Below are 21,007 nucleotides of genomic sequence, written 5' to 3'. Positions count from 1 at the left end.
GATGGCGCAAGTACTGCTGTTTTGCCGCCCCGGTTTTGAAACGGAAGCCGGCCGCGAACTGACCGACCTGGCGGCCGAACACGGGCGTTATGGCTATTTCCAGCCGGAAGCCAACGCCGGCCAGGTGTTGTTTGTGGTGGCGGATGGTGGTGACGCACGGTCGCTGATGCAGCAGGTGGGCATGGCCTCGCTGGTGTTTACCCGAGACTGGTTCGAGGTCATTGATGATCGGCCATTGCCGTCTTCGGATCGCGTGGGAGCGGTCCTCGAGGCGCTGCGTGAACAGCCGCACATGCCGCCGTCGGCCCGCGTGGAAATTCGCGTGCCGGAAGATGTCGAACGCGATCTCGGTGCTTTCAGCCGCAAGTGGGCTTCTCCGTTGTCTCGGGCACTGCGGGAGACGGGGTTCCTGGTGGAGGATGAGGCCAACCCCAGACGTCTGGAAATCTTCCTGCCATCGTTTGACCGGATGATTATTGGCGTCAGTCATGCCGATAATCGGGCGGTTTATCTCAGCGGCATCCCGCGGCTGCGGCTGCCGGCCTCGGCCCCGAGTCGTTCTGCGCTGAAGCTGGAGGAGGCCTGGAAAGTCTTCATTCCGCAGACGCAATGGCTGGATTATCTGGGTGGCGGCAAGAAAGCCGTGGATCTGGGCGCGGCGCCCGGAGGGTGGACCTGGCAACTGGTGCGCCAGGGTATGCTGGTGACTGCGGTGGACAACGGCCCGATGGACGACGCCTTGATGGCCAGCGGCCACGTCGAACACGTCCGCGCAGACGGCTATTTGTGGCGGCCGCAGCGAGCGGTGGACTGGATGGTGTGCGACATCGTCGACAAGCCGCGCCGGACTACGGAATTGGTGGTGGATTGGCTGGGGCACCGTCTGTGCAAGTACAGCGTCTTTAACCTGAAGTTGCCGATGAAGAAACGCTACGATGAATGGCTGGTGTGTCGCGAGCGGTTGCTGGAGAAGCTGGACGCGACGGGCGTAGACGTCCGGCTGAAGGCCCGGCATCTGTATCACGACCGGGAAGAAATCACCTGCTTTGTGGAGCGGTTCAGCTGAAGCGGCGTATGGGCGGTCAGCACTGCTGCAGAATGGTGACTTTCTCTTCCTGATCCATCATCAGGTTCAGCTCGTTCATCATTTCCTTGCGCTGGTCCGAGTGGTACCAGTTGTCCCAGTCGGTGATGGAGCGCCAGTTGCACAGCGTCATGCGGTGGTGGATGTCGTTGGCGTCCACCAGCGTCTCGCCGGAAATGAACCCCGGTACGCTCACGGCATGTTGCAACAGCAGCCGGGACTCCCTCTCATAGGCACTTTCCAGCGTGGTGGCGATATGCCGCTCGATCAGCACCCGGATCATCATAGCCTCCGCAACGCGTTGTTCTTATAATTCAATCTAGCACTGAACCGATAAGAGCGCCTCTGACCGGCGCTGGGAGAAGCTGTTGTGGTGGATATGGCCTATGACCTCGAACTCGATGCCACGGGGCTGATGTGCCCCGAGCCGGTGATGATGCTGCACAACCGGATGGCGGAAGTGCCCATCGACGGTATCCTGCGGGTGGTCGCGACGGATCCGTCAACCACCCGGGACGTGCCGCGTTTCTGTCAGTTCCTCAATCACACGCTGGTGAAGGAACATCACACCGAGACCGAATTCGTGTACTACATTCGACGCGGCGAATGATTAACCGATGGGCCGGCGTTGGCGCAGGTTGAACAGCCCTGCGCCGACAATCAGCACGCACCCCAAAAGCTGTGATTCAGTAACCGGCTCCAGAAAGAAAACCCACCCCAGTAGTGCCGCAAACAGGACCGACGAATAGGTGAACTGACCGATCTGGCCTGCGGGCGCGATGCGGTAGGCCGTGGTAATCAGCATCTGGGCGAGCGTGGCGCACAATGCCAGTGCCGCCATCCAGAGCCAGATGGCGGTGCTGGGCGGCTGCCAGACAGCCACGGCCGCCGGCGCCGTTACCAGCGACCCGAAAAAGGCAAAATAGAACACGATACGGCCGCTGGGTTCCGCCACGCCCATGCGCCGGATGGTGACTTTGGCCGTGGCGCCGAGCAGGGCGCCGGTCAGGCCCGCAGCGACAAAGAGGTAATCCTGCAGGCGAGCGGCGGCCGGATCGAGGATGACCAGCACGCCGGCAAAGCCGATGGCGATGGTCAGCCAGATCGTGCGCGAGGTGCTTTCCCGCAGCCAGAGCAGGGCAATGACCGGGATGAAAAACGGCGCCGTCAGTTTCAGCAGCACGGCTTCGGTCAGGGCCAGTTTCTGCAGGCTGAAGAAGTAGCAGTACATGGCGCTGACGCCAATCACCGCGCGCATGAAATGAAAGCGAAGGTGGCGCGTCCGTAACCCGCCGATTCCCTCCCGATAGAGCATGACCGGTGTAATCACCGCCAGACCCAGGACGTTACGCAGGAAAACCAGTTCCGCGTTGGGCAGTTCCGGTGCCAGGTGTTTGATGATGGCGCCCATGATGGCGAGCAGCATCTCGCCGGCCATGACGCAGGCTGCGCCCCGTTGCAGGGCGGTCACAGCTGGGCTCGACCCTTGCGGGTTTTCTCCAGGTGGGCCAGGAACTCGGTACGGTCCATCTCGCCCATGACGCGGGCGTCCGTCATTTCCTCACCGCTGGCGTCGAAAAACAGGATGGCCGGCGGGCCGAACAGGTTCAGTTCGTCGAGCAGGGCCTGCTGTTCCGGCGTATTGTCGGTGACGTCGATTTGCAGCAGGGTCATCGGCGCCATAGCGGCCTGGACCTGTGGGTCACTGAACACGTTACGCTCCATCACCTTGCAGCTGATGCACCAGTCGGCATAGAAATCGAGCATGACCGGCTTGCCCGCCTGCGCCGCAGAGGCCAGGGCAGCCTTGAGGTCCCGGGTGGAACGGGTGCGCTGGAAGGGCGATTCGGACGCGTCGGCATCGGATGAGTTGGCGACAGTAACCGGCTGGCTGGCGGTGAAGGGCGCAAGCGGGCGTAGTGGATCACTGGCGCCGGCCAGGCCGCCGCCAAGCAGGACAATCGCATAGGCGAACAGGACCAGCCCCAGTCCTTTCCAGGTGCGTTGCCAGCCCGCCTCGGCCCGCTCGAACGCGCCCAGTTGAACACCGGTCACGGCCGCCAGCAGGCCCCACAGGATCAATGTGATCCAGCCCGGTAAAAGACGCTCCATGAGCCAGATGGCCACCGCCAAAAGGAGTACGCCATAGAAGGCCTTTACCGTGTTCATCCAGGCGCCGGTGCTCGGTAGCAGCCTACGCCCGCCGACCGCCACGATGATCAGCGGAATGCCCATGCCCAGGCCCAGAGCCAGTAGCGCCAGACCGCCCAGGACGGCGTCCTGAGTGGTGCTGATATAGAGCAGGCTGCCCGCCAGCGGCGCTGAAACGCAGGGTGACACAATCAGTGCGGACAGGGCGCCAATACCGAACACCGAGATCAGGTGGCCGCCGCTGAGTCGGCTGGAGGTGGCCGTGAGCCGGTCGGTCAGCGCCTGCGGGAGGCGCAGCTCGAAGAGCCCGAACATGGACAGGGCGAACAGCGTGAACAGAGTGGCGAACGTGATCAGGACGACCGGCGATTGCAGCTGGGCCTGCAGGTTGAAACTGGCGCCGAGCAGCCCGGTCAGGACGCCGGCTGCGGCGTAGGTCAGCGCCATACCCAGGACATAGCTGATGGCGAGCGCCAGGGCCTGCGGTGTCCGGGTCTGACTGTTGGCGACCAGCGCCGAGATAATGGGGATCATGGGCAGTACACAGGGCGTGAACGTCAGCCCCAGTCCCAGCAACAGGAAAAGGCCGGTAATCGTCAGCAGGGATTGCTGTTGCAACAGCACGGCGATGCCGGCGGCGGTCTCGGTGTTTGCCGCGGGCGGTGCCGGGGGGCGGTCTGCCGTATTGACGGTTGCGGTGGCAGCGCCGCCGGCCGATGCCATGAACAGAACGTCGCGAGTCTGCGGTGGATAGCACAGGCCTGCATCGGCGCAGCCCTGATAGGTGACCTTGAGGGTGGTTTCGTCCAGGCTGTCGGGCAGCGTCACCGGTACGGTGGCATTCACCGGATCGGTAAAGACCGTTACCTTGCCGAAATAGGGATCGTCCTTGGTATGGCCGCCCTGGGAAAATTGCGGAGTGCCCACCTGAACGTCGGCATCGGTGGCAACGATCTTGATCCGGTCGCGATAGAGGTAATGTTCGGGGGCAATGTTCCAGGTCAGTTCGACGCCGTTGTCGGTCAGCCCCGAGCTGAACGGCAGCGCTTCGTCCACTGGCAGGAACTCGCCAAGGGCCTGGCCGCTTCCGCTCGCGGCCGATTCGATATTGAAGGCCAGCGCGTGGCCGGCATATCCCGCGAGCCCCAGGCAGAAGGTGAGCGTCAGCCCCAGGCGACGCAGGGCACCGGCGATGGGCGGGGATGAACGATGGCCGAATAGGTACGACAAAGAGGGATCCTTCGCAGTCGGAATGCCGCCGGGCAAGGCGGCTGATCGGGCTCTTACGGAACGCTTTCTTGGAGCGGGATGTTACCAGAAAGTTCGGCAGGCCGCGTCCATTAGGCCCGGAGCGTCCGGGATGCTGGTATTAAGTGGATGAAACACGCACAATAGCGCACGCATGAAACACCATCCAGATGACCTGATAATGCTGTTCAACGATCTCTTCCGGGAGCGATGGCGGACCATCCTCGTGCGTGGAGACGACGAACCGGAGTATATCCCGGCCAGTGATGAAGCAGGTTGCCACCGTGTCGTTTTTGCCCACGGCTATTTCGCCAGCGCCCTGCATGAGATCAGTCACTGGTGTATCGCCGGTGAGCGGCGCCGTCAGCTTTATGATTATGGCTACTGGTATTGTCCGGACGGCCGCACCGGGGAACAGCAAGCCGCATTCGAGTCGGTGGAGATCAAACCCCAGGCATTGGAATGGCTTTTTTCCGAAGCGACCGGCGCACCGTTCAACATCAGCGTCGACAACCTGTCCGGTGGTGGCGCCAGCGATGAGGCGGCGTTTCGCGACAACGTGGCCCGCCAGGCCCGTCGTTATCTGGAAGCGGACAGCCTGCCGCCCCGCGGCCGGCTGTTCCTGGATGCGCTGCTGACTTTCTATAACCGGCAAGCGGTTTTTGGAACGCACCTTTTTACGTCGGACCGGAAGCGGTCGGCGGTATAATGCATTTTCGGTCCGGCGTAAATCGTCTGGCCATCCGATAGTTCGGGAGGACCCGTTGAATACACCTGAAGTACCCGTCGATGAGCGAAGCACCCGCTTTACCGATTTCGAGCTGGACAAAACCCTGCAAAAGGCGATCGCCGGTATCGGTTTCGAATACTGTACGCCGATCCAGGCGGAAACCCTGCCGCTGACACTGGCCGGCCACGACCTGATTGGCCAGGCCCAGACCGGGACCGGTAAAACCGCCGCGTTCCTGATCACGGCCATCCAGCGGTTGTTGCAGTCGCCGATCCCGTTCGAGGAGCGTTACGCCTCCGAACCCCGGATCCTGGCGCTGGCGCCGACCCGGGAGCTGGCCCTGCAGATCGCCAAGGACGCCGAAGAGCTCTGCGCCCACACCGGCCACAATGTGGTAACGGTGCTGGGTGGCATGAACTACGACAAGCAGCGGGATCAGTTGCGTAACGACGTGGTCGATATCCTGGTGGCGACGCCCGGACGTCTGATCGATTTCCTGGGCTCCCAGGACGTGTTCCTCGATCAATTGGATATCCTGATCATCGACGAAGCCGACCGCATGCTGGACATGGGCTTCATCCCGGACGTGAAGCGGATCATCCGCAAATGCACGCCCAAGGAAGAGCGTCAGACGCTGCTGTTCAGTGCCACCTTCAACCAGGACGTCCTGAACCTCGCGTCCATGTGGACCCAGTCCGCCGAGTTCGTGGAAATCGAGCCGGAGCAGAAAACGGCCGAGCGGGTTGAGCAGACGGTTTACATGGTAGGGGAAGACGACAAGCTCAAGGTTCTGGCCAACTACCTCCAGCGACCGGAAGTCAGCAAGGCGATTATCTTTGCCAACCGCCGGGATCAGTGCCGCGATCTCGAATCCGATCTGCGACACCAGGGCATCAGCACGGCGCTGCTCTCCGGCGAGATTGCCCAGAACAAGCGCCTGCGGACCCTCGACAAGTTCAAGGAAGGCTCGATCAAGGCGCTGGTGGCCACGGATGTGGCTGGCCGGGGTATTCACGTCAGCGGCGTCACCCACGTGTTCAACTTCAACCTGCCGGAAAATGCGGAGGATTACGTCCACCGTATCGGCCGTACCGGGCGTGCCGGCGAACACGGCGTTTCGGTCAGCTTCGCCAGCGAGGACGACGCCTTCTCGCTGCCGGCCATAGAAAGCTATATTGGTCAAAAACTGGAATGCGTGATCCCGGAAGAGAGCCTGATGGCTGCGTTATCCCAACCGGTGCAGCCGCGCCGTCGTCGTAGCGGCGGTGGTGGTGGGCGGCGTCCCCAGGGACGCCGTCAGCGTCGGGCCTGAAGTAAGGAAAAGTCATGCTGATCGTCGCCGATGAGAACATCCCCCTTCTGGACCGGTTCTTCGAGGAGATCGGGTCCATTCGCCGGGTGTCCGGCCGGGACATGGGGCCGAAGGACGTCGCCGATGCCGACATCCTGCTGGTTCGCTCCGTCACCCGGGTGGATCGCAAGCTGCTGGAAGGCAGTCGGGTCAAGTTCATCGGTACGGCCACCATCGGCACCGATCACGTGGATGTCGACTGGCTGGCGGAGCAGGGCATCACCTTTGCCAGCGCCCCCGGCTGCAATGCGGCGAGCGTGGCTGAGTACGTGCTCAGTGTCCTGTCGGTGTATGCCGAGGAGATCGGGGAGGACGACTGGTCCAACCTGTCTGTGGGTCTGATTGGGGCTGGCAATGTTGGCCAGGCCCTGGCCCGCCGCCTGACCCGGCTGGGCTTCACGGTGAAAATCAGCGATCCGCCACGCCAGGCTGCCGAGGGCGATGAAGGCTTTAGCGATCTGGCTGAGGTGCTGGCCTGTGATGTCGTCACACTGCACACGCCGCTGACCCATGAAGGGGATCATCCGACGCACCATCTGCTGAATGCGGAACGACTGCGGGCACTGACCGGTCGGCAATTACTGATCAACACCAGCCGGGGCGGTGTTGTGGACGCCCAGGCGTTGTTGTCACGGCTTCAGGCCGAGGACGCGCCGCAGGTGGTGCTGGATGTCTGGGAAGGCGAGCCGGAGGTCAATCCGGATCTCGCCCGGGCGGTTTGGCTGATGACGCCCCACATTGCCGGATACAGCCTGGAAGGCAAGGTGGGGGGGACCGAGATGATCTATCGTTCCCTGTGCCATTTCCTGGGACTGCCGGCTCGCAAGCAGGCGGGGCAGTTCATGGCGGATCCGGCGCTGAGCAAGCTGTCGTTTACGTCGTCGGCCACGGCTCTGGAAGCGGCCTATCTGGCCGTTCGTGCATGCTATGACGTCCGTCGTGATGCGGCTCGCTATCGTCGGGTGCTGAGGCTGCCGGAAGCGGAGCGCGCTGCAGCGTTCGATGCCATGCGTCGGGATTATCCGGTACGACGGGAATTCTCGAGTACGAAGATACAGCTGAAGGGTGGCGCGAAAGAACTCCAGCAGGTGTTCAAAGCGCTGGAGTTCAAGCTCAAGATTTAATCTGTGCGTTCGTCGTCCCTGGTGTGGTCCAGGGAGCGACGGGGCCGCCTTAGCCGGCAGCCTTTTTCATTTTGCGGGCGTTCTGTTCCGCCGATTCATTGTCGTGAGCCAGTTTTTCCAGTGAATCCCGCACCATGGTGTCGGTGATGGGGATTTCCCGGCCATCGGAAAGAATGATGGCTGCGCCATTCATCCAGCTTTCTGCGGTCGGTTGCTGCTCTGTCACGATTCCGGCCTCTCTCTTTGGTTAGGCGATTATGGACGTCTGCTGTTTGCCGACGGGAGCCGCGCGTCAGTCCCGGGCGATTCCTTGCCCTCTGGCTAGCGTGTCGAATTCAGGCTACCGATCGATTATGTCGTGAAGATGACAGTCGATGCGTGATCCTGATCCCGATATGCCGTGCGCATTACCTGCACTCTTCACTCAGTGTGACAGCGATCCGGCCGGACGGCTATAGTACGAAGGTGGGGCATGGGGGCATCCGCAGATGCCCCGCATGTCTCGCTGGCTCCGTGACGATCAGGAGCCGAGCTTTTGCAGCGCCGCGATCCGTTCTTCCAGTGGGGGGTGGGTCATGAACAGGGCCGCCAGGCCACCCCGGGCGCCGCGATTGATGCCAAACGCCTGGAGGGAATCCGGCATTTGATCCGGCATCTCGCTTTCCCGGCGCAGATGGTTGAGGGCGCTGATCATGGCGCCGGTGCCGGCCAGTTGGGCGCCGGCAATATCCGCCCGGAATTCGCGGCGGCGGGAGAACCAGAACACGATGGTGCTCGCCAGGATACCGAGGATCACTTCGGCGATCATGCTGACCACAAAGAAGCCGATGCCGTGGCCGTTTTCATTGCGCAGAACCACCCGGTCAACGATGGACCCGATGACTCGCGCGGCAAAAATCACAAAGGTGTTCACCACGCCCTGGATCAGCGCCAGGGTCACCATATCGCCATTCGCAACGTGGCCGATTTCATGACCCAGCACTGCGCGAATCTGATCCTTGTCGAAGCGTTGCAGCAACCCCTGACTGACCGCGACCAGCGCGTCGTTCTTGTTCCAGCCCGTCGCGAAGGCGTTGGATTGCTGCGCCGGGAAAATCGCCACATCCGGCATCTTGATGCCGGCCTGTTGGGCCAGTTCGGCCACCATGTCCACCAGCCAGCGTTCCGCCGGGGTGCGGGGCTGCTCGATGATCTGGGCCCGGGTACTCCACAGCGCCATGCGCTTGGAGATCAGCAATGAAATGATGGAGCCGGCGAAGCCGAAGACCGCGGCAAAAATCAGCAGGTTGCCATAGGCGATGCCATTCTGCGCCAGGTACGAGTCCACGCCGAGCAGCTTCAGCGTAATGCTGGCAACAAAGATCACGGCCAGGTTGGTGGCCAGGAACAAGAGGATTCTCATCGTTCTCCATTCTCCAGTGTTGAGGAGCCCATCAGAGGCTCCTTACCCCCAATCAATAGCCCGGGCTGTCCCGGGTGTTGTGGGGCGAGGGATTCCGGAGAGCACCGCCGGTGCGGTTGTCTCCACAAGCCCCCGGTTTGGAGTATATCGGGTCAGGCTGACGGGCCTTCAATAGAATGACAGAGAATTAACCTCCATTCGGTCAGACCCAAATTTTCCCGTTTGACCGGCTGGCGCGTAAATAGTTTTCTCGAGGATGCGAAAAGCGAAGCATCAGCCTGCAGAAAACAACACCGTCTGGATGGTATCGGCAATCAGCGAAGAATTGCCGTTCTTGAGGGACACCCGGATCAGGTGGATGTTGGTCGCCAGGTCGGCCTGAACGGCAGGCGGCAGGCCGTCGGTATCTTCCGGGTAGGTGCCCGACAGGGAGTCGGGCAGGCGGTCGGTTCGGACTGCCGCGTTCAGTCGTGTGAAAGTGGGCTGGGTCAGCACGACCTGGTCGACGGCATCCTGGTGAATGGTGTCGTCATAGCGGATGTGGCCCTCGTCGGCCAGCCAGAGCATGGTGGAGAAGCAGGCGCGATGACGGCGACTGTGCAGGCCGAATTCATCGGGTGAATCCGGCCCGGCGATGTCTTCCACGTAAAGACTGACCTTACGCGGGAAGGCGTTATACAGCTGCACCAGGATGATGGCCGTGTCCCGATAGAACTCCTCGATGTGAATGTCTGCCATGACCGCCGTTCGCTTTGCCGGTGAATTACTGCTGATACGTTGCCAAGAAGTGTGCCAGACGTTTCATGGCGTCTTCCAGCGTATCCACTCGAGGCAGGAAAACGACCCGCAGGTGCTGTTTGTCGTCGATGTTGAACGCCGATCCCTGGACCAGCAGGATGCGTTCCTGCAGCAGCAGGTCGAGCACCAGTTTTTCGTCGTTATGGATCGGATAACGCTTGGGGTCCAGGCGCGGGAACATGTAGAGCGCCCCCTGGGGCTTCACACAGCTGACACCTGGGATGTCGTTCAGCAGGGACCAGGCGGTCTCGCGCTGCTCGTAGAGCCGGCCACCCGGAGCCACCAGGTCGTTGATGGACTGATACCCACCCAGTGCCGTCTGGATCGCCAGCTGCGCGGGCACGTTGGAACACAGGCGCATGGAGGCCAGCATCTCGATGCCCTCGATCAGGTCGATGGCCTTATGCTTGGCGCCGCTGATGATCATCCAGCCGGAACGGTAGCCGGCGGCACGGTAGTTCTTGGACAGGCCGTTGTAGGTGAAGAACAGCACGTCGTCGGCCAGGGAGGCGGTGGAAACATGAGTGGCGCCGTCGTAGAGGATCTTGTCGTAGATCTCGTCGGACAGCACGATCAGGTTGTGCTGGCGGGCCAGCTCCACAATCTGTTCCAGCAACTCCGGCGGATAGACGGCGCCGGTGGGGTTGTTCGGGTTGATCACCACAATCGCCCGGGTCCGGGACGTGATCTTGCTCTTGATGTCGTCGATATCCGGGAACCAGTCCTGGGCTTCATCACAGTGATAGTGCACCGGCTTACCGCTGGACAGGGTGACGGCCGCGGTCCACAGCGGGTAATCAGGGGCCGGGACGAGCACTTCATCGCCGGTGTTGAGCAGCGCCTGCATGGACATGACAATCAGCTCGCTGACACCGTTGCCCAGGTAGATGTCGTCGATGTCGACCTTGTCGATGCCACGTTGCTGGCAGTAGTGCATGACGGCCTTTCGGGCTGAGAAGAGACCTTTGGACTCCACATAGCCCTGGGCAGAATGCATGTTGTAGATGACGTCCTGCTGGATTTCTTCCGGTACGTCCAGCTCGAACGCCGCCGGGTTGCCGATATTCAGTTTGAGGACGCGGTGGCCTTCCTCTTCGAGGCGACGGGCTTCACGCAGAACCGGACCGCGGATTTCATAACACACGTTATCCAGCTTCGAGGACTTCTTGAGGTTCTGCATGTTGCTCGTTTCCTGATTATTCGTTGGCAAATGATGTTCCGGACCCTGACCGTCGCCGCAGTTGGGCCCTGCAAACCGCCTGGTAAGTACCGGTTCGCCAAGAACCTCGTGCTGACCGTCTGGAGAGGGTGCCAGAGAAGCGAGGGGACGTCGCCCGGAAGTTCCTTATTCTAGCCAAACCGCCGGGACGGTAGAAAGGCCGGAACACTCCTGAATTGTGATGAATAGTGGCACAATGGCCCGGATTTTGATCGACACAGTATCGCATTGTCAGTCCGGTACAGTTCGAAACCCCATCGAAAGGAGTTCTGCATGCTGTCATTCCAGGTGATAGAGGATCGGGCCGCTGCCCGGGCCGGCGGCCCTGAAGCCCTTGCCGGGCGTCTGCCGGCGGTGCGTTCGAGTGACGAGCTGGCGGCACTGCCGGATGCCTACTACCTGTCCACGATGACCCGTCGGATTTTTCAGGCCGGCATGAAGCACAGCGTCATCAACGATCGCTGGCCGGCGTTCGAGACCTGGTTCTGGGGCTTCGAGCCGGAAAAACTGATGCTGTTGTCCGAAGAGCAGCTGGAGGCGGCGATGCAGAACCCGGACCTGATCCGTCACTGGGGCAAGCTGCGTACGATTCCCTTCAATGCCGGTGAGATGCAGCGGGTTAGCCAGTTGGAAAGCGGTTTTGGCCGGTTCCTGGCGGACTGGCCCGACGAGGACCTGTTTGGCCTGTGGGCCTGGCTGGGCAAGCGCTTCCAGCGGATGGGCGGGCATTCCGGCGCGCGCTTCCTGCGCCTGGTCGGTCGCGATACCTTCCTGTTGACCGATGACGTGATTGCCGCGCTGCAGGCCTCCGATGTTATCGACAGCAAGCCCACCCGCAAGGCGGACAAGCAGGCCGTCAACGACGCGTTCGTCGCCTGGCGCGCGCAATCCGGACGGCCGTTCGCCCACATCAGCCGGATGCTCTCAATGACCGTGGATTGACCTCTTGGGACCAGACAGGACGATCGGTTTGCGGTATTCTTATTGTGCGCAATTTAATTGATGGCAATATAAATAACGACAAACCGGCTCAGCCGGCACCACAGGAGACGACGGAATGACAGCTGACAGTCTTTACGACATCGAAGTCCAGGACATCAAGGGCAACACCAAGTCCATGGCCGACTACCGCGGTCAGGTATTGCTGATCGTAAACACGGCGAGCAAGTGCGGCTTCACGCCACAGTTCGAAGGCTTGCAGACGCTGCACCAGGAACTGGGCGGCGAAGGCTTCGATGTGCTCGGTTTTCCCTGCAACCAGTTCATGAGCCAGGATCCGGGCGACAATAACGAGATCGAACAGTTCTGCAGCCTGAACTACGGGGTGGACTTCCCCATGTTCGCCAAGATCGAGGTCAACGGCGACAACACCCATCCGCTGTATCGCTTCCTCAAGCACCAGGCCAAGGGCCTGATGGGCTCGGAGAAGATCAAGTGGAACTTCACCAAGTTCCTGGTCAACCGGAACGGGGATGTGGTCAAGCGCTATCCGCCCACGGCCAAGCCGCAAGACATCCGCAAGGACATCGAAAAGCTGCTCTGATGACGGACCATCACGATCCCCTGGCGCTGGATAACCAGGTCTGCTTTGCGCTGTACGCCGCCAACCGCGCCGTCACCGGGCTCTATCGCCCGTTGTTGGAGGCATTGGGGCTGACCTACCCGCAGTACCTGGTGATGCTGGTCCTCTGGGAAGCGGACCCCGCTGGCGGCGGAAGGGGGGCGGACGGTGAGCCGGTCAGCGTGTCGTTCGTGGGCCGGCGTCTGAAGCTGGACTCCGGCACGTTGACGCCGCTGCTCAAGCGACTGGAAGCCCGCAATCTGGTGCTGCGCCGGCGCCATCCCGACGACGAGCGCGTGGTCACCCTGGCGTTGACGGAAGAAGGGCGGGCGCTGCGCAAGCAGGCTCTGGGGGTGCCGGGCGAACTACTCTGTCGCAGTGGCCTGGATCTGGAGCAGGCGCAGGATCTCCGTCGCAGTTTGCAATCGCTGCTGGATCAGCTGCCCTGATTGACGGACTGGCCGGCCCAGCGCTCGATCACCTGGCGCAGTTCGTCCTTGTTATAAGGCTTGGTGACGTAGTCGTTCATGCCGGCGGCGAGGCAGTCGTCCTTGTCGCCCTGCATCACATTGGCGGTGACGGCGATGACCGGCAGGTCACGCCACTCCGGATGTTTGCGGATGCGCTCGGTGGCCGCATAGCCGTCCATGACCGGCATCTGACAGTCCATCAGCACGATGTCGTAATGCTGGTTGCTCAGCGCCGTCAGGGCGCGCTCGCCGTTCTCCGCCAGATCCACGCGATAACCCAGTTTGCGCAGCATACTGCTGGCCACGATCTGGTTGACGCGATTGTCTTCCACCAGAAGTATGCTGAGATCCGGGCTGGGGCGGGATTCCGTCGCGACCTCGGCCTGAGGGCTGGTGGCGGTGTCGCCGATGGCCTCAAGCAGAGTCTGCTCCAACTGGTTCCGCCGAAGGGGCAGGGCGATGGCGCGCACTTTCTGGCCGGAGACCGTATGGATGGCCTGTTCCGGCTCGCCGATCAGCACCAGTGGGCAGTCCAGGGTGCGGTCGGCCAGCGAGCCGCGCGTCAGTGTCTTGCTGTCGCACAGGTAGGCCGCGGCCTGACCGTCTCCTTTTGCCCGGACAGGAATCTGCCAGGCCTGCAGTTGGCGTTCGAGGGGCAGGCGGTGCGGGTTGTCGTGGGGAATATCGAGAATGACGCCCTGCTCACGCAGGTGCGATCGGGTGAACGCGTCTTTACTGGCCGACGCCCGAACCGGCAGGGGCAGGATCACGGTGAAATGGGTGCCCTGGTTTTCACGGGATTCCACGGTAATGTGCCCGTGCATCCGTTCCACCAGCTGGCGGCAGAGCGTCAGGCCCAGGCCGGTGCCGCCATAACGGCGGGTCGTGTCGGCCTTGCCCTGTGAGAACGGCGAGAAAATCCGGCGCAGCGTTTCATCGTTCATGCCAATGCCGGTATCGATCACGTCAATGCGAGTCTCGCCATTACGCGTGACAGCACGGATGCGGACTTCGCCGGATTCCGTGAACTTGATGCCGTTGCCCAGCAGGTTATTGATGATCTGGCGAACCCGGGTGGGATCGCCCTGGAGCGTTTCGGGCAGGGTCGGGTCGATATCGATGACCATTTCCACATTCCGGCTGAGAGCCTGTTGGCTCAGTAGCGTGGCGCACTCCTCGATGACTTCCCGCAGGTTGAACTCGATGGCTTCGAGATTCAGTTTGCCCGCTTCCACTTTGGAAATATCAAGGATGTCGTTGAGCAGACCGAGCAGGCTCTGGCCGGCGTTATAGGCAATCTCCAGGCGATTGCGCTGGCTCGGCGACAGTTCGCTTTCCAGGGACAGGCTGAGCATGCCCAGCACCCCGTTGAGCGGGGTGCGGATCTCGTGACTCATGCTGGCCAGGAAGTTGGCCCGGCTGCGGGCCCGGTGCACGGCATCCTCCTTGGCCCGGATCAGGGCACGATTGCCCCGCTGCAGTGCTTCGTTCTTCTCCGAAATCTCCCGGGTGCGGTCCTCGACTTCCCGTTCCAGCTTGGAGGAATAGTGCTTCATCTTGCTTTCGGCCAGACGAACCTGGTCGAGGCTGCTGTCAATGGTGTCCAGATGCTGGTTAATGATGCCCACCATCTGGCCAATCTCATCGGACTCATGATTGCGGGGCACCGGCAGACGAATCTTTTCCGGTGCCCTGGGGTCCACTTCGTGCAGGGCCTGGATGACCCGCATCAGCGGTTTGGTCAGGATGAAGTAGAAGATGAACAGCAGGATAACGCTGAGAATCAGGCTCTTCAGGAACCCGCTTACCAGCGTGTAGGCTGCCCGGCTCAGGAACGCCGTGCCGTAATGGTAGGTGTCGATGCGCACTTCCAGTTGGCCCAGCGGGATTTCCTCCAGCTGGGGTACGCGCAGGTTCTCGCTGTATTCCCGATTGGGGCCGAACAGGAAGTCGCTCAGGAAGCGGTACGCGGAATCCGTCGAGGGCCGGGTCGACGCAGCCAGGATGCGACCATCGGGATCGACAATGCGGGCGTCCACGATGGCCGGATGGCGCAGCAGGCCGTCGAGCAGTTCCTTGGCCAGTCGGGTGTCGATGTTGTAGGCGATCTGTGAGGCGGGGCTGAAGCTGATGTCCATTAACGCCCGGATTTCCTCGTCCATGCTTTCGCGGGCGCTGAAATAATCCAGGGTCACCTGCACCATGTTGAGGAGAATGCCCAGCGCCATGGCCAGCAGCACCGTATTACGGGTCAGCCGGAAGGACAGGCGTTTGGTGAACGGCGTACTCACAGTCTAAACAATCCCTGTTTCACTGGAACCAGACGCTAATCGTCGTAGTCTGCCTTTTTCTTCCATTCTTCCTCTTCGTGCAGGAAAGAATCCCATTCCTTATCGAGCCGGTGCTTTTCCTGATGCCGGGTCTCGCCACCTTCTTCAGAATTGGCCATGGCTTCCAGTTCCTTGATGCGGGTGCGGAAGCTCTTGATGGCTTTGACGGCCATCGGGTTATCCTTGGCCTTGCCCAGTTCGGTGGAGGCCAGATGGTAGGCGTGAATCGCTTTACGGATCTGATTCTGCCGGATCATCTCACGGGCTTGTGAGACGTGGTAGTCAGCCTGGGTCTTGTGAATCAGGAAAAGCACCAGCTTCAGGTTTTTGCGGGCGATTTTCGAATCGATCCGATTCCGCTTCTGCATGCCTTCGACCAGTCTGAACAGGGACTGCAGCAGGTTCTTCACCTCGGCGGCGCGGGCGGGGGTGTCGATCCGTTGGGGCGATCGCTCGTCGGCGCCGTCTTCCATCTTTTGGCGGCGGGTTTTAACCTCGTCCGCCCACTGCTTCACCGGCAGGTCGGATTTCATGTCGGCCAGCGAACGACAGATTTCGTCAGCCCGCATCAACATGATCGATTTCAGATCCCGGGTCAGGTACTGCGGGGGCAAATCGTCCTGCAAACGTTGGGTCAGGCGAAAGGCGTCTTCCAGTGTCTTGGCGCGTCGTGCCCGCTCAATCCTGGCTTTTTCCCGGATCTGCACGAAGACAATAACGGCGATGGAAAGAAGAACGATAATCGCGAAGAAGATGACGATGGTGGTTGTATCCATGTTCAGACTGCCGTCTCTCTCATTGTTCTGGATGCGCTCCGGATAAGCCGTCTTGGAGTATAGCGCAATACGCACTTTCAATGGGTTAAGTTATGTGTGCGTAAACCTGATGGCTATTGGTCCATGCCATAAAATTTATTCGATAAATGGTTATCTTGTTTTGTATTTTTAGTATGAATGGTAGCCTTTGACCCACACTGACTGATGGATCATGGCATGGATATCTCACGCGTTGACCTCAACCTGCTGGTTTACCTGGACGTATTGCTGCGGGAAAAGAACGTCACCAAGGCCGCCAATCATCTCGGGATCACGCAACCGGCCATGAGTAACGGCCTTCGCCGTCTGCGGGACCTGTTTGGTGACCCGCTGCTGGTGCGGACCAGCGAGGGCATGACCGCGACCGAGCGGGCCCGCGAGCTCAAGCCGTTGGTGCGCAACGTGCTGGCAGACATCGAGCGGGCGGTCCAGGCCAAATCCGAATTCGATGCGGCCCAGAGTAACCGGGTTTTCCGGATCATGGCCAGTGATTACGCCGAATCCTGCCTGATTCCCCGGGTGCTGCGTCGTATCCGGCAGGAGGCGCCCAACGTGACCCTGGATGTGCTTACGCCCAGTGACGTCAGCTTCCCGGATGTGGAGCAGGGGCGGCTGGATATGGCCATCAACCGTTTCGACAAACTGCCCCAGTCGTTTCACCAGAAAACCCTATGGACCGAATACTTCGCCTGCCTGATGAGCGCGCAGAACCCGATCCTGCGCGAGCCGTTCACGCTGGATACCTATCTGGATGCCAGCCATATCTGGGTGAGCAAGACGGGGTTCGGTGTGGGCGTCGGGGTCAATCCGCAGGACGTGCAGCGCCTGGGCTGGGTCGACGAGGCGCTGTCCCTGATGGGGCGCAAGCGTCGTATCTCGGTGTTCACCCGGCACTACCAGGTGGCGATGTTGCTTGCCGAGCAGCATGACCTGATTGCCACGCTGCCCAGTCGGGCGGCCTGGCTTCAGCGGGAAAATGCCAATCTGGTGGTCAAGGTGCCGCCGTTCACCATTCCCCCGTTCGAGCTGAAAATGGCCTGGAGCCCGCTGCTCCAGCACAATCCGGATCACCAGTGGCTGCGCCGGCTGATTGCCGATGTGGCGGCCGAGGTGGATGTGGAGTTTGCCGACTTTGGCCGGTCATTCGAGGATCAGGTCGTCAAACCGAGCATGCAGTCAGAGCGGTAGCTCGCGCAGTTCCAGTGACGGGCGTGCCGTTTCCCACATGCGCTGGAAGGCCTCGGCCTGCAGCTTCACCCGGCCGGGATCGGCGAATCGGGCCCAGCCCTCGAGGCTGTCGAAGCGGTGCCGGTAGGCAATGCCTTCGCGGTCCGCGATCAGGAAGGCCTGCTCTTCGCCGGGGTAGTCCGTATTGACCAGCCGCAGCTCGATCTTGCTGGGCAGGCGTTTCATCAGCTGGATGAGCTGGTGTCGGCGCTGGACCAGGGGCTTGTCATCGTGGACCAGCAGGCGAATCTCGCAGATCCGGTGACGGCGGGCCATCTCCGAGAAGATGTCGCGCAGTCTTTCCCGGTCGTAGATCTCGTGATCCAGCAGTCGATCGTAGAGCCAGATGCGATGGCTGGCCTGGCCGGCAACCGTATCCATCAGGTTGAGGTGGTCCTGTTCGCTGTTGAAATGCCAGGTGGTGTCGTCCTTGCCGAGCAGGGTCGGGAAGACCGGTGCGCTGTCATCGGCCAGAATCTGCGGTGTGGCCAGGCAGCGCATGTCGAGGTGGGGGATACCGGCGTCGTCATAGGGCGTGGAGCAGACGTGAAACCCGAGCTTCTCATAGAAGGGGACGGCGTACTCCTGGGCGCTCAGGTGCAGCTGGTCGAACTGGCCCGACGCCTCCTGCATGACATGCCGCAGCATCTGCTCACCAAATCCCTGACCACGGTGCTCTTTGAGAATCGCCATGCGCCCGATTCGGCCCAGGTCCGTGACCGACGGCACCAGCCGCGCGACGGCGACCGGGGTGTTGTCCGGCAGCACGCCGATGTAATGGTCCGAAATCTCGTCCGTGTCGTCCCATTCCAGTTCTGCGGGTACGCCCTGTTCGTCAATGAAGACGGTCTGGCGAATCTCCCGAATCGCCGAGGGCGCCAGTTGCCAGCTGTATTTGCGGATCTTCAGTTCCATTCGAGATAAAGACTGCCCTGGTTGATCAGTGTGGTGAGCAGGCCGCCCAGTGCCTCATCCCGGGCCAGTTCCGCCATGCGCTCCGGATTGGGGTGATGGCCGGCGCAAAGCAGTGGCGCCATAATCCGGGCATCGCCGCTCAGCATATAGCGTTCGCCGTCGACGAAAAGGGCCGTCTGCTCGCCGAGTTCATGATAGGCAAAACGGGAGCCTTCGTTCCAGCGCAGCCATGCACCCTCGGCCAGGGCGCTGCGCAAGCTGTCGGCGTCCACCGGTTCTTCCGGCGGCACAACAATGTGCGTGTTCTTGGGGGCTGTGGTGTATTGGCCCAGCCAGAGCGCCAGGAGATCACGGCGCTCAAGCGCTGACGCAACGATGCGGCTGACGCCGTCCACAGCGGCCGGTGTGATTTCACCCGGATTGTCCTGGGGTTGCAGATCCGGATCACGCAGCAGTTGATCGGCACCGGGCTGGTTGCACAGGAAATCGCTGAAGCCGGTCAGGATGTCGTCGTAACTGGGGGCCCGGAACCCGATGGAGAGGGTGATGCAATCCCCCCGAGCGACACCGTGATGGCCTACGCCCGGTGGCAGGTAGAGCATGTCGCCGGGTTCCAGTACGACGGTCTCTTCACCGTTCCAGTCGCTCAGGATGCGCAGCGGCGTACCGTCGACCCGGGGGGAGGTTTCGTCACAGTGGCCGCCGAACTGCCACTCGCGGGCGCCTTCGGCCTGCAGCAGGAAGACGTCATATTGATCGTAATGGGGTCCCACGCTGCCGCCTTCCGGCGCGTAACTGGCCATGATGTCGTCCAGCCGCCAGTTGGGCACAAAGCGGAACCGGTCCAGCAGGGGCGCCAATTCCGGCACCCAGTGATCCAGCCCCTGGACCAGCAGGGTCCAGTGCGTAGCCGGCAGCGATTCGAAGCGCTCCGGCGCAAACGGGCCGTTTTCCAACTGCCAGGGCCGCCCGTTGTTGTTTTCGATCACGATGCGCGATTCAACGGCTTCTTCACAGGCCAGACCGGCCAGTTCATCCGCGGAAACGGGCGAGGCCAGGCCGGGAAAGGCCTGGCGAATCACCAGTGGCTTTTTTTGCCAGTAGTCGCGCAGGAAAACGTCGGCGTCGAGTCCACCGGGAATCTGCATCAGATGGCCTTGGCCTGGTCGGCTGCGTTGCCGATGTAGTTGGCCGGGGTCAGGGCCAGCAGTTCTTCCTTCGCCGCCTCAGGGATGTCGAGATTGCGCACGAACTCCTGGATCAGTTCCGGCGTCATTGCCTTGCCGCGGGTCAGCTCCTTGAGCTTTTCGTACGGCTTCTCGATGTTGTAGCGACGCATGACGGTCTGGATCGGTTCGGCCAGCACTTCCCAGGCGTTGTCGAGGTCAGTATCCAGGCGACCGGGATTCACTTCCAGCTTGCCCAGGCCTTTCAGTGTTGCTTCGTAGGCGATCAGGCTATGGGCGAAGCCGACGCCCAGGTTGCGCAGCACGGTGGAATCGGTCAGGTCCCGCTGCCAGCGGGAAATGGGCAGTTTGGCGGAAAGGTGGCCGAACAGCGCGTTGGCGATGCCCAGGTTGCCCTCGGAATTTTCGAAATCGATCGGGTTGACCTTGTGCGGCATGGTGGAGGAGCCCACTTCGCCGGCCACGGTCTTCTGCTTGAAATAGCCCAGGGAAATGTAACCCCAGATGTCCCGGTCGAGATCGATCAGGATGGTGTTGAAACGGGCAATCGCATCATACAGCTCGGCAATGTAGTCGTGGGGCTCGATCTGGGTGGTGTACGGATTCCAGTTGAGGCCCAGGGAAGTCACGAACGATTCGGCGTTGGCCGCCCAGTCGATACTCGGGTAGGCGGAGAGGTGCGCGTTGTAGTTGCCGACAGCACCGTTGATCTTGCCGAGGATTTCCACGGCCTGAACCTGTTTCAGCTGGCGACGCAGGCGGTAGACCACGTTCGCCAGTTCCTTGCCGACGGTGGACGGCGATGCGGTCTGACCGTGGGTGCGGGACAGCATCGGCTGGTCCGCGTGTTCACGGGACAACTCGGTCAGACGGTCGATCACTTTCTGCATGGCCGGAACCAGGCCCAGGTCCAGCCCTTCGCGCAGCATCAGACCGTGTGACAGGTTGTTGATGTCCTCGGAAGTGCAGGCAAAGTGCACGAATTCGGTAATGGCCTGGAGTTCCGGCGTGTCCGCGATCCTGTCCTTGATGAAGTACTCCACGGCTTTCACATCGTGGTTGGTGGTGCGCTCGATGGCCTTGATGCTCTCGGCATCGGCCAGACTGAACTCGCTCACCAACTTGTCCAGCACGGCGTTCGCGCTGTCGGACAGGGCCGGGACTTCGGTGATGTCCGGATGGGCTGCCAGTTGCTGCAGCCAGCGAATCTCCACGGTGACGCGGTTTCTGATCAGACCGTATTCGCTGAAAATCTCGCGAAAGACACGGACTTTTTCGCCATACCGGCCGTCAACCGGTGAAATAGCGGTCAGGGCAGTCAATTCCATCAGAAACCTCTCAACTCAATCAAATACGGTCTGCGGCTTGTGCCGGGCTGGTCAAATCGCCGCGTGG

21 protein-coding genes are annotated in these 21,007 nt (G+C 61.3%); 9 read left to right on the top strand and 12 right to left on the bottom strand.

Annotated features, from left to right (window positions below; translation table 11 throughout):
- Nucleotide 1 precedes the first annotated feature (1 nt).
- On the top strand, nt 2–1,066 hold the full coding sequence (rlmM, locus tag EB809_RS04020; RefSeq protein WP_123633517.1) for a 23S rRNA (cytidine(2498)-2'-O)-methyltransferase RlmM: 1,065 nt from the start codon (nt 2–4) through the stop codon (nt 1,064–1,066).
- Between the two features lie 16 nt (nt 1,067–1,082).
- Here the strand turns inward: rlmM and EB809_RS04015 are convergent, their stop codons facing one another.
- Nucleotides 1,083–1,367, bottom strand: a complete 285-nt coding sequence (locus EB809_RS04015; protein WP_123633564.1) for an antibiotic biosynthesis monooxygenase family protein — start codon at nt 1,365–1,367, stop codon at nt 1,083–1,085.
- Between the two features lie 96 nt (nt 1,368–1,463).
- Between EB809_RS04015 and tusA the strand changes: the two genes are divergently transcribed.
- Complete coding sequence (gene tusA / locus EB809_RS04010) at nt 1,464–1,694, top strand: sulfurtransferase TusA (RefSeq protein WP_190294817.1); 231 nt, start codon at nt 1,464–1,466, stop codon at nt 1,692–1,694.
- Here tusA and EB809_RS04005 read toward each other — a convergent pair whose 3' ends face one another.
- Nucleotides 1,695–2,555, bottom strand: coding sequence for a DMT family transporter (locus EB809_RS04005; protein ID WP_123633515.1), 861 nt, complete (start codon nt 2,553–2,555; stop codon nt 1,695–1,697).
- A complete protein-coding gene (gene dsbD / locus EB809_RS04000) occupies nt 2,552–4,465 on the bottom strand; it encodes a protein-disulfide reductase DsbD (RefSeq protein ID WP_411711047.1) in 1,914 nt (637 codons plus the stop codon). The genes EB809_RS04005 and dsbD overlap by 4 nt, the downstream gene beginning before the upstream one ends.
- Before the next feature lie 199 nt (nt 4,466–4,664).
- Between dsbD and EB809_RS03995 the strand changes: the two genes are divergently transcribed.
- The 3 genes from EB809_RS03995 to pdxB are packed head-to-tail and all read left to right on the top strand — an operon-like array spanning nt 4,665 to nt 7,688.
- Entirely contained in the window at nt 4,665–5,192 is a 528-nt protein-coding gene (locus EB809_RS03995; RefSeq protein ID WP_317848696.1) for an elongation factor P hydroxylase, read from the top strand.
- Nucleotides 5,193–5,247: 55 nt separating this feature from the next.
- Complete coding sequence (locus EB809_RS03990) at nt 5,248–6,525, top strand: DEAD/DEAH box helicase (RefSeq protein WP_123633513.1); 1,278 nt, start codon at nt 5,248–5,250, stop codon at nt 6,523–6,525.
- Nucleotides 6,526–6,539: 14 nt separating this feature from the next.
- Nucleotides 6,540–7,688 (top strand): 4-phosphoerythronate dehydrogenase PdxB, encoded by a 1,149-nt coding sequence (gene pdxB / locus EB809_RS03985; RefSeq protein WP_123633512.1) that lies wholly within the window; start codon nt 6,540–6,542, stop codon nt 7,686–7,688.
- Nucleotides 7,689–7,737: 49 nt separating this feature from the next.
- Here the strand turns inward: pdxB and EB809_RS20910 are convergent, their stop codons facing one another.
- From EB809_RS20910 to EB809_RS03970, 4 genes are all read right to left on the bottom strand, one after another.
- Nucleotides 7,738–7,914: a PA1571 family protein gene (locus EB809_RS20910; RefSeq protein WP_190294815.1), complete on the bottom strand. Its 177-nt coding sequence runs from the start codon at nt 7,912–7,914 to the stop codon at nt 7,738–7,740.
- A gap of 294 nt (nt 7,915–8,208) precedes the next feature.
- The gene (gene htpX / locus EB809_RS03980; protein ID WP_123633511.1) at nt 8,209–9,090 is read right to left on the bottom strand and encodes a protease HtpX; all 882 of its coding nucleotides are present in this window, start codon (nt 9,088–9,090) and stop codon (nt 8,209–8,211) included.
- 273 nt (nt 9,091–9,363) lie between these two features.
- Nucleotides 9,364–9,828: a hypothetical protein gene (locus EB809_RS03975; RefSeq protein WP_123633510.1), complete on the bottom strand. Its 465-nt coding sequence runs from the start codon at nt 9,826–9,828 to the stop codon at nt 9,364–9,366.
- A gap of 25 nt (nt 9,829–9,853) precedes the next feature.
- Nucleotides 9,854–11,068 carry a pyridoxal phosphate-dependent aminotransferase gene (locus EB809_RS03970; RefSeq protein WP_123633509.1) on the bottom strand — a complete coding sequence of 405 codons (1,215 nt, stop codon included), beginning with the start codon at nt 11,066–11,068 and terminating at the stop codon, nt 9,854–9,856.
- A gap of 312 nt (nt 11,069–11,380) precedes the next feature.
- Between EB809_RS03970 and EB809_RS03965 the strand changes: the two genes are divergently transcribed.
- The 3 genes from EB809_RS03965 (at nt 11,381) to EB809_RS03955 (ending at nt 13,117) form a co-directional block, all read left to right on the top strand.
- Nucleotides 11,381–12,049 (top strand): DNA-3-methyladenine glycosylase I, encoded by a 669-nt coding sequence (locus EB809_RS03965; protein ID WP_123633508.1) that lies wholly within the window; start codon nt 11,381–11,383, stop codon nt 12,047–12,049.
- Nucleotides 12,050–12,164: 115 nt separating this feature from the next.
- Nucleotides 12,165–12,650, top strand: a complete 486-nt coding sequence (locus EB809_RS03960) for a glutathione peroxidase (RefSeq protein ID WP_123633507.1) — start codon at nt 12,165–12,167, stop codon at nt 12,648–12,650.
- On the top strand, nt 12,650–13,117 hold the full coding sequence (locus EB809_RS03955) for a MarR family winged helix-turn-helix transcriptional regulator (RefSeq protein ID WP_123633506.1): 468 nt from the start codon (nt 12,650–12,652) through the stop codon (nt 13,115–13,117). Before EB809_RS03960 ends, EB809_RS03955 begins: the two co-directional genes overlap by 1 nt.
- On the opposite strand, the gene EB809_RS03950 is transcribed toward EB809_RS03955, so the two are convergent.
- Entirely contained in the window at nt 13,105–15,366 is a 2,262-nt protein-coding gene (locus EB809_RS03950; RefSeq protein ID WP_123633562.1) for an ATP-binding protein, read from the bottom strand. The two genes, EB809_RS03955 and EB809_RS03950, sit on opposite strands and share 13 nt — an antisense overlap.
- A gap of 98 nt (nt 15,367–15,464) precedes the next feature.
- Nucleotides 15,465–16,244, bottom strand: a complete 780-nt coding sequence (locus tag EB809_RS03945; RefSeq protein WP_123633505.1) for a hypothetical protein — start codon at nt 16,242–16,244, stop codon at nt 15,465–15,467.
- 216 nt (nt 16,245–16,460) lie between these two features.
- Between EB809_RS03945 and EB809_RS03940 the strand changes: the two genes are divergently transcribed.
- Nucleotides 16,461–17,471, top strand: a complete 1,011-nt coding sequence (locus EB809_RS03940; RefSeq protein ID WP_123633504.1) for a LysR family transcriptional regulator — start codon at nt 16,461–16,463, stop codon at nt 17,469–17,471.
- On the opposite strand, the gene EB809_RS03935 is transcribed toward EB809_RS03940, so the two are convergent.
- Genes EB809_RS03935 through purB form a run of 3 tightly spaced genes read right to left on the bottom strand, consistent with a single transcriptional unit; the run spans nt 17,460 to nt 20,940 of the window.
- Nucleotides 17,460–18,425 (bottom strand): GNAT family N-acetyltransferase, encoded by a 966-nt coding sequence (locus EB809_RS03935; RefSeq protein WP_123633503.1) that lies wholly within the window; start codon nt 18,423–18,425, stop codon nt 17,460–17,462. The genes EB809_RS03940 and EB809_RS03935 overlap by 12 nt on opposite strands.
- Complete coding sequence (locus EB809_RS03930; RefSeq protein ID WP_123633502.1) at nt 18,416–19,573, bottom strand: cupin domain-containing protein; 1,158 nt, start codon at nt 19,571–19,573, stop codon at nt 18,416–18,418. The genes EB809_RS03935 and EB809_RS03930 overlap by 10 nt, the downstream gene beginning before the upstream one ends.
- Nucleotides 19,573–20,940 (bottom strand): adenylosuccinate lyase, encoded by a 1,368-nt coding sequence (gene purB, locus EB809_RS03925; protein ID WP_123633501.1) that lies wholly within the window; start codon nt 20,938–20,940, stop codon nt 19,573–19,575. Before purB ends, EB809_RS03930 begins: the two co-directional genes overlap by 1 nt.
- Nucleotides 20,941–21,007 lie beyond the last annotated feature (67 nt).

It is taken from the genome of Marinobacter sp. R17 (assembly GCF_003789045.1).
Taxonomy (GTDB): domain Bacteria; phylum Pseudomonadota; class Gammaproteobacteria; order Pseudomonadales; family Oleiphilaceae; genus Marinobacter_A; species Marinobacter_A mangrovi.
The sequence above is the reverse complement of the archived record's forward strand: the minus strand, read 5'-3'. Positions and strand labels throughout refer to the sequence as shown.

Excerpts from the sequence above, each read along its gene's own strand:
- EB809_RS03945 (WP_123633505.1), bottom strand. The coding sequence starts at position 16,244 with ATGGATACAACCACCATCGTCATCTTCTTCGCGATTATCGTTCTTCTT.
- EB809_RS03955 (WP_123633506.1), top strand. The coding sequence starts at position 12,650 with ATGACGGACCATCACGATCCCCTGGCGCTGGATAACCAGGTCTGCTTT.
- EB809_RS03995 (WP_317848696.1), top strand. The coding sequence starts at position 4,665 with ATGCTGTTCAACGATCTCTTCCGGGAGCGATGGCGGACCATCCTCGTG.
- EB809_RS04015 (WP_123633564.1), bottom strand. The coding sequence starts at position 1,367 with ATGATCCGGGTGCTGATCGAGCGGCATATCGCCACCACGCTGGAAAGT.
- EB809_RS03965 (WP_123633508.1), top strand. The coding sequence starts at position 11,381 with ATGCTGTCATTCCAGGTGATAGAGGATCGGGCCGCTGCCCGGGCCGGC.
- EB809_RS03960 (WP_123633507.1), top strand. The coding sequence starts at position 12,165 with ATGACAGCTGACAGTCTTTACGACATCGAAGTCCAGGACATCAAGGGC.
- EB809_RS03950 (WP_123633562.1), bottom strand. The coding sequence starts at position 15,366 with ATGGCGCTGGGCATTCTCCTCAACATGGTGCAGGTGACCCTGGATTAT.
- EB809_RS03935 (WP_123633503.1), bottom strand. The coding sequence starts at position 18,425 with ATGGAACTGAAGATCCGCAAATACAGCTGGCAACTGGCGCCCTCGGCG.
- purB (WP_123633501.1), bottom strand. The coding sequence starts at position 20,940 with ATGGAATTGACTGCCCTGACCGCTATTTCACCGGTTGACGGCCGGTAT.
- rlmM (WP_123633517.1), top strand. The coding sequence starts at position 2 with ATGGCGCAAGTACTGCTGTTTTGCCGCCCCGGTTTTGAAACGGAAGCC.
- EB809_RS03975 (WP_123633510.1), bottom strand. The coding sequence starts at position 9,828 with ATGGCAGACATTCACATCGAGGAGTTCTATCGGGACACGGCCATCATC.
- EB809_RS03970 (WP_123633509.1), bottom strand. The coding sequence starts at position 11,068 with ATGCAGAACCTCAAGAAGTCCTCGAAGCTGGATAACGTGTGTTATGAA.
- tusA (WP_190294817.1), top strand. The coding sequence starts at position 1,464 with ATGGCCTATGACCTCGAACTCGATGCCACGGGGCTGATGTGCCCCGAG.
- pdxB (WP_123633512.1), top strand. The coding sequence starts at position 6,540 with ATGCTGATCGTCGCCGATGAGAACATCCCCCTTCTGGACCGGTTCTTC.
- htpX (WP_123633511.1), bottom strand. The coding sequence starts at position 9,090 with ATGAGAATCCTCTTGTTCCTGGCCACCAACCTGGCCGTGATCTTTGTT.
- EB809_RS03940 (WP_123633504.1), top strand. The coding sequence starts at position 16,461 with ATGGATATCTCACGCGTTGACCTCAACCTGCTGGTTTACCTGGACGTA.
- EB809_RS03930 (WP_123633502.1), bottom strand. The coding sequence starts at position 19,573 with ATGCAGATTCCCGGTGGACTCGACGCCGACGTTTTCCTGCGCGACTAC.